Origin of the sequence: Kerstersia sp., assembly GCF_052103615.1 — a bacterium.
In the GTDB taxonomy this organism is placed as follows: domain Bacteria; phylum Pseudomonadota; class Gammaproteobacteria; order Burkholderiales; family Burkholderiaceae_B; genus Kerstersia.
This window is the reverse complement of the sequence record NZ_JBQEKA010000038.1, coordinates 21,336-29,891: the sequence shown is the minus strand read 5'-3', so window position 1 is coordinate 29,891 and position 8,556 is coordinate 21,336. Positions and strand designations below refer to the sequence as shown.

General features: G+C 62.3%; 9 protein-coding genes. 3 read left to right on the top strand and 6 right to left on the bottom strand.

Annotated elements, in window-relative coordinates; all coding sequences use genetic code 11:
• The 5 genes from ACTJGZ_RS09775 to cysS form a co-directional block, all read right to left on the bottom strand.
• Positions 1 to 777 (bottom strand): aspartate kinase (locus ACTJGZ_RS09775; RefSeq protein WP_441662734.1); only part of this gene is annotated, 777 nt, incomplete at its 3' end.
• 218 nt (positions 778 to 995) lie between these two features.
• On the bottom strand, positions 996 to 1,955 hold the full coding sequence (tilS, locus tag ACTJGZ_RS09770) for a tRNA lysidine(34) synthetase TilS (protein WP_441662738.1): 960 nt from the start codon (positions 1,953 to 1,955) through the stop codon (positions 996 to 998).
• Positions 1,956 to 2,026: 71 nt separating this feature from the next.
• Complete coding sequence (locus ACTJGZ_RS09765) at positions 2,027 to 2,992, bottom strand: acetyl-CoA carboxylase carboxyltransferase subunit alpha (protein ID WP_441662733.1); 966 nt, start codon at positions 2,990 to 2,992, stop codon at positions 2,027 to 2,029.
• Positions 2,993 to 3,033: 41 nt separating this feature from the next.
• Complete coding sequence (locus tag ACTJGZ_RS09760) at positions 3,034 to 3,693, bottom strand: DNA-3-methyladenine glycosylase family protein (protein WP_441662732.1); 660 nt, start codon at positions 3,691 to 3,693, stop codon at positions 3,034 to 3,036.
• A complete protein-coding gene (gene cysS, locus ACTJGZ_RS09755; protein ID WP_441662731.1) occupies positions 3,690 to 5,180 on the bottom strand; it encodes a cysteine--tRNA ligase in 1,491 nt (496 codons plus the stop codon). The genes ACTJGZ_RS09760 and cysS overlap by 4 nt, the downstream gene beginning before the upstream one ends.
• Before the next feature lie 209 nt (positions 5,181 to 5,389).
• Between cysS and ACTJGZ_RS09750 the strand changes: the two genes are divergently transcribed.
• The 3 genes from ACTJGZ_RS09750 (at position 5,390) to ACTJGZ_RS09740 (ending at position 7,510) form a co-directional block, all read left to right on the top strand.
• Complete coding sequence (locus ACTJGZ_RS09750) at positions 5,390 to 6,061, top strand: tetratricopeptide repeat protein (protein ID WP_441662730.1); 672 nt, start codon at positions 5,390 to 5,392, stop codon at positions 6,059 to 6,061.
• A 143-nt stretch (positions 6,062 to 6,204) separates the two neighbouring features.
• The gene (locus ACTJGZ_RS09745; protein ID WP_441662737.1) at positions 6,205 to 6,714 is read left to right on the top strand and encodes a peptidylprolyl isomerase; all 510 of its coding nucleotides are present in this window, start codon (positions 6,205 to 6,207) and stop codon (positions 6,712 to 6,714) included.
• A 1-nt stretch (position 6,715) separates the two neighbouring features.
• A complete protein-coding gene (locus tag ACTJGZ_RS09740) occupies positions 6,716 to 7,510 on the top strand; it encodes a UDP-2,3-diacylglucosamine diphosphatase (protein ID WP_441662736.1) in 795 nt (264 codons plus the stop codon).
• 165 nt (positions 7,511 to 7,675) lie between these two features.
• Here the strand turns inward: ACTJGZ_RS09740 and ACTJGZ_RS09735 are convergent, their stop codons facing one another.
• The gene (locus ACTJGZ_RS09735; RefSeq protein ID WP_441662729.1) at positions 7,676 to 8,527 is read right to left on the bottom strand and encodes an undecaprenyl-diphosphate phosphatase; all 852 of its coding nucleotides are present in this window, start codon (positions 8,525 to 8,527) and stop codon (positions 7,676 to 7,678) included.
• Positions 8,528 to 8,556 lie beyond the last annotated feature (29 nt).

The window sequence follows — 8,556 nt, the reverse complement described above, 5'->3', positions numbered from 1 at the left end:
GGATTCCATTTTTTCGTCTTCCTCGAAAGTAATGAGCGTGCCCGAATGCATTTCGTCGTCGAGCGGAAGAAGGGGATCGGTAAGCGAGGACAACACCCGCACCGGGACACGATACTTGCCGGCGAACTCGACCGAACGGATCTGCAGCACCTTGGAGCCCAGCGACGCCATTTCCAGCATTTCCTCGAAGGAAACGACATTCAGGCGGCGGGCTTCCGGCACGATGCGCGGGTCAGTGGTATAGACGCCATCCACATCGGTGTAGATTAGGCATTCATCGGCACCCAGCGCGGCGGCAATCGCCACAGCCGAAGTATCGGAACCGCCACGGCCCAGCGTCGTGATGTAGCCGTTATCGTCCACCCCTTGGAAACCGGTAACGACAACCACGCGGCCCCCATCCAGATCGGCCTGCACGCGCGTCGCGTCAATTTCCTGGATACGCGCCTTGGTGTAGGCGGAATCCGTGCGCACCGGCACCTGCCAGCCCGCATAGCTGCGCGCAGCCACGCCTTCGGCCTGCAAGGCCAGCGCCAGCAGACCGCTGCTGGCCTGTTCACCGGTGGCGGCAATCATGTCGAGTTCGCGGCCATCGGGCATGGCAGAAATTTCACGCGCCAAACCGAGCAGGCGATTGGTTTCGCCCGACATGGCGGACGGGACCACCACGACTTTATGACCAGCGGCGTGCCATTTGGCCACGCGCCGCGCGACATTCTTGATCCTTTCGACAGACCCCATGGAGGTTCCGCCGTACTTGTGAACTATCAGAGCCATCTTCCACCCGGTTTTAAGCACGCGCCCGTTGAACGGGAAATAAAAGGGGAATAATTTTAACGCTAAGTGTTTGTCTGCATATAGCGAAAACGTTCTATCTTATCAACGATAGATCGCCAAGTGAGCAATTTCCTTACAGAACTTGCGCCGCTGCGGCATGGCAAAGGCAAAAAAGCCTGCCGTCCCCAGGCACGGCCACAGGCCAGCGGCGCGGCGGCTCAAAGATGGCGAGTCAGCCTGACCCTGCCCTTGACGCAACTGACCAGCCAATCCCCATGCCTGACCGACATCCGGCGGTCATGCCCCAGCGCGTGCAACTGGCGCAGCTGGCGCAGGATGTCATTGAGTCTGGCTTCGGTCGGCATGAGCGCGCCTTGGCTTTGCAGCCAGTGACGGAAGACATGCGCCTGGCGCGCCGCGGAAAGCTCGCGCCAGCGCGCCAGCGAAAAACTGCCGTCTGCCTCGGGCGCCAGGCCCTGCAAATCAGCCTGGGCCACTTCTGCCAGGATTTCCGCCTGCTGCGCCGCCAGGCGCGCATGGCGCGCCAGGATGCTGCGCCAGCCGCGCCAGCGTTCATCCAGCACAGGCGCCAGCTGCACGCGCAGCGCGGCACGCGTGTAGCGCGGATCAAGATTGGTCGGGTCATCCGCCAGCGGAATGCCATATTGCCCGGCATAAGCCTGCGCCATCGGCACAATGCGGCTGCGCGGCACATTCAGCCAGGGCCGCCAATACGCCACCCCGCCACGCCGGCTTTGCGCTGCCATGGCGGCCAGGCCTTCGGGGCCGGTGCCGCGCAACAGCCGCAGCAACACGGTTTCCGCCTGGTCATCCTGATGATGGGCCAGCAGCACAACCGAAATGCCGTGGCTTTGGGACAGATCCGCCAGGGCGGCGTAGCGCGCTTCGCGCGCGGCGGCTTCCATGCCCAGCGCAGCTGCGCCGGTCACGTCCACATGCGCGACATGCACCGGGCAACCCAGTTGTTCGCCCAGCGCCCTGGCCTGCGCCGCCCAGGTATCCGCCTGCGCCAGCAGCCCATGGTGGACATGAAAACCGTGCAGGGATAAGCCCAGGCTGCGCGCCAGCGGCGCGGCGCAGCAAGCCAACGCAAAAGAATCCGGCCCGCCGCTCAGCCCGACTGCCAGCCGCGTGCCCGTGGGCAGCGCGGCCAACATGGCACGCACAGGCTCGGCCAGCGCGTGGGCGGCGCTGGCGCTCAGGCCATCGACCGCCTTATCCATGCGGCTTAGCCTTTGACTTCCTGCACTTCGCCATAGGCGCGAATGCGTTCCAGGCGATGCGCCACCAGCTGATCCGGCGTCATGCCGCTCAGTTGGCGCAAGGAATCGCTCAGCGCGCGGCGCAGCAGGCGCGCCATAACACCGGGGTCGCGGTGCGCGCCGCCGATGGGTTCATTGACGATACGGTCGATCAGCCCCAGTTCTTTCAAACTCGGCGCAGTGATCGCCAGCGCGGCCGCGGCTTCCGACGCCTTGTCGGCGCTGCGCCATAGAATGGACGCGCAGCCTTCGGGGGAAATGACCGAGTAGGTGGAGTATTGCAGCATCAGCACGGTATTGCCCACGGCAATCGCCAGTGCGCCGCCCGAGCCGCCTTCGCCGATGATCGTCGAGATGATGGGCACCCGCAATTCGGCCATCGCGTACAGGTTATGGCCGATAGCTTCGGACTGGCCGCGCTCTTCCGCGCCCACGCCAGGATAGGCGCCCGGAGTATCCACGAAGGTGAATACCGGCATGCGGAATTTTTCCGCCAGACGCATCAGGCGTAGCGCTTTGCGATAGCCCTCCGGACGCGGCATACCAAAATTGCGGCGTGCGCGCTCTTTGGTGTCGCGGCCTTTCTGGTGGCCGATGATCATGCACGGCTTGCCGTCAAAACGCGCCATGCCGCCGATGATGGACTGATCGTCGGCATACATGCGGTCACCGTGCAGCTCATGGAAATCGGTAAAGATTTCACGCACGTAATCCAGCGTATAAGGCCGTTGCGGATGGCGCGCCACCAGCGCCGTCTGCCAGGGCGTCAGCTTGGCATAGATGTTTTTGGCCAGCGTCTGGCTTTTCTGCTGCAGTTTGGAGATTTCATCCGAAATATCGACTGCCGAATCAGTCTGGACAAAGCGCAGCTGTTCAATTTTGCTTTCCAGCTCCGCCAGAGGCTGTTCGAATTCGAGAAATGTATTGCGCATTGCGTATGAGATTCCGTATGCGTGAAGACGAGTCCGGGCCGTCAGCAGGAAGGCACTGCGACGGCATTCAGGCTGCGCCAGAGATACCAGGTGGCGACGGTACGCCAAGGCTGCCAGGCCTGAGACACCTCGCGCGCTTCAAAGCGCGACACGGGCTCGCCACTGAAATAATGCTGCGAAATGGCTTTCAGCAGGCCGGCATCGTCCAACGGCAGGACATCCGGCCGTTGTAGATTAAAGATCAGAAACATTTCCGCTGTCCAGCGCCCGATACCCCAGATGGTGGTCAGCTCGGCAATGACGGCCTCATCGTCCATGCTATCCCACAATTCGGGGCGCAAACGGCGTTCCTGAAAACCAGCAGCTAAATCAAGGACATATTCTGCCTTGCGCTTGGGCAGACCCAGGCCGCGCAGGCCCGTCTCACCCAGCGCGAGATAAACCTCCGGCTCATGCACCGACTCGCTGGCCTGGTTCAGTTTCTCCCACAAAGCGTTGGCCGCCTTGACGGAAATCTGCTGGCCCACCACCGAACGCACCAGCGTGGCAAAAGGCGTGCCGCGTGTCATCAGCCAGTTGCCATCGTGCTGCGGAATGATTTTTTTCAGGATGCGATCGCGGCGCAACAAATGCGCTACCGCCGCATCCCAGTATGCCGGTTTGGCGGAGCCGTTCTGGCCGGGCTGACTCACCTGGCTCATGCACGCCTCCAGACCGTCACACCGCCCGGCTTGTCATCCAGTTCCACGCCTGCCGCACGCAATTCCGCGCGCAAGGCATCCGCCCGGGCGAAATCACGGGCCTGCTTGGCCGCGCCGCGCTGCGCCACTAGGGCATCAATGGCAGCGTCATCCAGGGCAGCCCCGGCCGCTGCGGCTGCGCTCTCCGCCCCGCCATCCGCCGCCTGCTTCTGGCGATAGCGTGTCGGCCACTTGAAATAGGCTTCCGGGTCCTGCTGCAACAAGCCCAGCAGCTCGCCCAGCCCGCGCAACTGGCCTGCCGAGCGCGCCGAGCCGCTGCGATTCACTTCGCCCGACAACTCGAACAGCACCGCCAAAGCACCAGGCGCATTGAAATCATCGTCCATGGCGGCCTTGAAGGCCTGGGCGCTGGGGTGGTTCCAATCCACGCCAGCCTCATCCGCGCGCACGGCCTGCAAGCTGCGGTACAGCCTGTCCAAGGCGTTTTGCGCGTCGTTCAGGTTGTCCGGGGCGTAGTTCAGCGCGCTGCGGTAATGGTTGCGCACGATAAAGAAACGCAGCATTTCCGCTTCGCGGCGGTTGAACCATTCGTCCCCTTCGCCTTCATGGTGCTCTTCGTGCGAGGCATCCCGCGCAATGGTCTGCCGGATGGTGCGGAAATTCCCCAGCGATTTGGACATCTTGTCGGCATCCACCATCAGCGGGCCGCAATGCATCCAGATATTCGCCAGCGTCTGGTCGTATGCGCCTTCCGTCTGAGCGATTTCGTTTTCGTGGTGCGGGAATTTCAGATCAGGGCCGCCGCCATGAATGTCCAGCGGCAGGCCAAGCAAGGCCTTGCTCATGGCCGAACATTCGATATGCCAGCCGGGCCGCCCGAAACCATACGGGGAATCCCAGCGCGTATCGGCGGGTTCCTCGGGCTTGGCAGCCTTCCAGAGCACAAAATCCAGGGGGTCGCGCTTGCTGGTATCGACGGCGACCCGTTCACCAGCGCGCAGGTCATCCAGGCTGCGCCCGGACAATTTGCCGTAGCCAGGAAATGCCCTGACCGAATAATTCACATCGCCATCATCGGCGCGGTAAGCCAGGCCTTTTTCTTCCAGCCGGGCGATGATGCCCAGCATATCGCCGACATGCTCCGTCGCCCGCGGCTCGGCATCCGGCGGCTGCACGCCCAGCGCCCGTTCATCCGCATGCATGGCGTCGATGAAGAAAGCGGTCACTTCGCCAATGCGCCTGCCGGTCTGCACCGCCCGCCGGATGATCTTGTCGTCGATATCCGTAATATTGCGCACATAGCGCACATCCAGCCCGGAGGCGCGCAACCAGCGCTGCACAACATCAAAACTGACCAGCATGCGCGCATGGCCCAAGTGGCAGTAGTCATACACCGTCATGCCGCACACATACATGCGCACCTTGCCCGGCTCAATGGGGCGCAAGGAATCCTTGGTACGTGACAGGGTGTTGTGAATCTGCATCATGAAGTCTAACGGCCCGATGTATGACAGGTGATGAACGCGGCTGCACGGCGCTGCCATGACGGGGAAAAACCCTTGCGTGGCGCAGTGCAGCCTACGGCGTACCGTACCGGACGGCAAGCAAGGCTAAAATGGCGATCGGCAAGTATAGCAAGCACGGCTGCCCTGACTTCAAGCCCGGCAGTCTTTGCACTGAAATCCGCCCAGGCGATATGACCAAAACCTTCTCGATTTTCCTGTCCCGCTCCCTGCTCGCCAGCCTTCTGCTGGTGGCACCGGCCGTGCATGCCCAGGCGCTGCCCGTCGTCGATATGCCTAGCCCGAATGGCAAAGGCGAGCCCAGCGGCGGCTCTGAGACCCTGGCACGCTTTCTGGAAGCCCTGAAACCGGGCGTGGACACTTCCCTGCCGCCCAGCGCCAGCGAAACCGCGGCGGAAATTGCCCGCCTGCTCGACAACGGTAATACCCGCGAAGCCATGAAGCGCATCGAGCAACGCCTGGCCGAAGAAAGCAACCGCAGCGACCCGGGGGTCGATGTGCAACTGCAATTCCTCTATGCCCGCGCGCTGCAGGCCAGCGGCCAGGCCCAGCAAGCCATGGACATCTACCGCGAAATGACCACGAACTACCCGGAACTCCCGGAACCCTGGAATAACCTGGCCGCGCTCTACTGGCGCGCGGGCAAGCTCGACCAGGCAGAAGATGCGCTGTCCATGGCGCTCAATGCAGACCCTGGCTATGCCATGGCCTGGGCCAATCTTGGAGACCTGCGCCTGGCGCAATCGGCGCGCGCTTTCGAGCGCGCCCGCGCGCTGGGCCTGCGCGGCCTGGACGGCCGCATCTCCGCCGTACAATCCCTTTCTTCCCCTGAGGTCCAGCCATGACCAAAAGGACTTTTACCCGCCGGCTGACACTGTCAGGCATTGCTATCGCGGCCATCGTCGCCGCCGGCTATGCCATCCTGCCCGTCAAGGCAGGCAATCCGCCAAGTCCGGCCATTTCACCGACAAGCCAAGGAGCCCCCGTCATGAGCAATCAGCCCCGCGTCAAACTGCAGACCAATCAAGGCGACATCATCATCGCCCTGGACGCAGAAAAAGCGCCCGTCAGCGCCGCCAACTTCCTGACCTATGTGCAGGAAGGCTTCTACGACGGCACGATTTTCCACCGCATCATCGACGGTTTCATGATTCAGGGCGGCGGTTTCGAAGCCGGCATGAAGCAAAAGCAGACCCATGCCCCGATCAAGAACGAAGCCGACAACGGCCTGAAGAACAAGCGCTACACGCTGGCCATGGCCCGCACCAGCGACCCCCATTCGGCCACGGCCCAGTTCTTCATCAACGTCAAGGACAATGACTTCCTGAACTTCAGCGCGCCGACCCCGCAAGGCTGGGGCTATGCCGTGTTCGGTGAAGTTGTGGAAGGCCAGGACATTGTGGAAAAGATCAAAGGCGCCCGCACCGGCAGCCGCGGCTTCCACCAAGACGTGCCGGTCGATGACGTCGTCATCATCAAGGCTGAAGCGCTTGAATAAGCTGCCGCGCCTGACGCTGCCCGGCACGCTGTGGTTTGCCGCCGATCTGCATCTGGCGCAAGCCACGCCCGCCACCAATGAGGCATTCATCGGTTTTCTCGCGGCCGCCGCCGAGGAAGCCGACGCCTTGCTGTTGCCGGGCGATATCTTTGATTTCTGGATTGGTGACGATAGCGTCGCCATTGCCCCCCCCTGGCTGGCCGATGTCCTGGCCGCCTTGCGCGAGACGGCTGGCCGGATTCCGGTCTGGATTGGCCGGGGCAACCGGGATTTCCTGATGGGCGAAGCCCTGGCCAGCCAATTGGGCGCCCAACTGCTGCCCGACGCCGTGCTGCTGACAACGGATTACCGCACGGTGCTGCTCTCCCATGGCGACGAGTATTGCACGGACGACCAGGCCTACCAGCAGTTCCGGGCCATGGTGCGCGATCCTGAATGGCAGGCGAAATTCCTGTCCATGCCGATTCCCGAGCGCCTGAAAATGGCGCAGCAGGCCCGCAACGACAGCATGCAGGCCAATCAGCAGAAATCCCAGGAAATCATGGATGTGAACGCTGCCGCAATCGAAGCCGCGTTCCGGGATACAGGCGTTTCCCTGATGATTCACGGCCATACCCACCGTCCTGCGCGGCATGTCCTGCAGGTCGAAGGGCGTGCCTGCGAACGCTGGGTGCTGCCGGACTGGAGCTGTGATGAACAGCCCTGGCGTGGCGGCTGGTTCGCCCTGGATCAGGACGGGCTGACCGCCTACGACCTGGAAGAAGCCGATAACGAAACCCAGGAACACCGTTCCTGAGCCTGACGGCCCGCGCCGCCAGCAGCATCTTGCCGATGCAAAAACCGCCTGCCATCCTGGTTTTACCCAGGCCTGGCAGGCGGTTTTTTTACTTCGCGCGCACCTTCCGCAGCGCAATACGCGGAACGCGACAGGCCAGGCGGCGGCGCCGCCTGCCGTGCAGAATCAGGCCTTGACGAACAGCATCACGGCGACCAGCAGGCCGAGGGCGATGCGGTACCAGGCGAAGCCGCGATAGGTGTGATTGGCCACGAAACGCAGCACCGCACGCACCACCAGGATGGCGCTCAGGAAAGCGGCCACGAAACCCACCGCAATCGCGGACAAATCATGCTGGGTCAGCAGGTGATAGTTGCGGTACATGTCATATACCGCTGCGCCCAACATGGTCGGCATGGCCAGGAAGAACGAAAACTCCGTCGCGGTCTTGCGCTGAATCCCTGCGATCATGCCGCCGATGATGGTTGCCCCCGAACGCGACGTTCCCGGAATCATGGCCACGCATTGCGCCACCCCTACGCCCAGCGCCTGCTTCCAGGAAATTTCTTCCAGGGTATAGGATGTCGCGCGCGCATCGGCAGCCGTCTGTTTGGGCGCCTTGGCATTATGCGCATTGCGCTCCACATACAGCATGATGAGGCCGCCAATGATCAGCGTCGTGGCCACCACCCCGGGGTGATAAAAAATGGCCTTGATTTGGCTGATGAAAATGGCGCCGATCACGCCTGCGGGCAAGAAGGCCACGATCAGGTTGCGCGCAAACCGGACTTCCTGGCGCTCGCCGCGCAGCGTGCCGCCGATCAGCTGGCCCAGGCGCGCGCGAAAAATCCACATCACGGCCAGAATGGCGCCCAGCTGAATCACGACTTCGAACACCTTGCCATCGCTGCTCTGGAAGTTGATCCAGTCACCGATCAGTATCAAATGCCCTGTGCTGGACACCGGAATGAATTCCGTCAAGCCTTCGATGATGCCCAGGAAAAATGCTTTGATCAGATGTAGAAGTCCTGCGTCCATGTCTATCCCGAAAATAATTCAAAAAAATC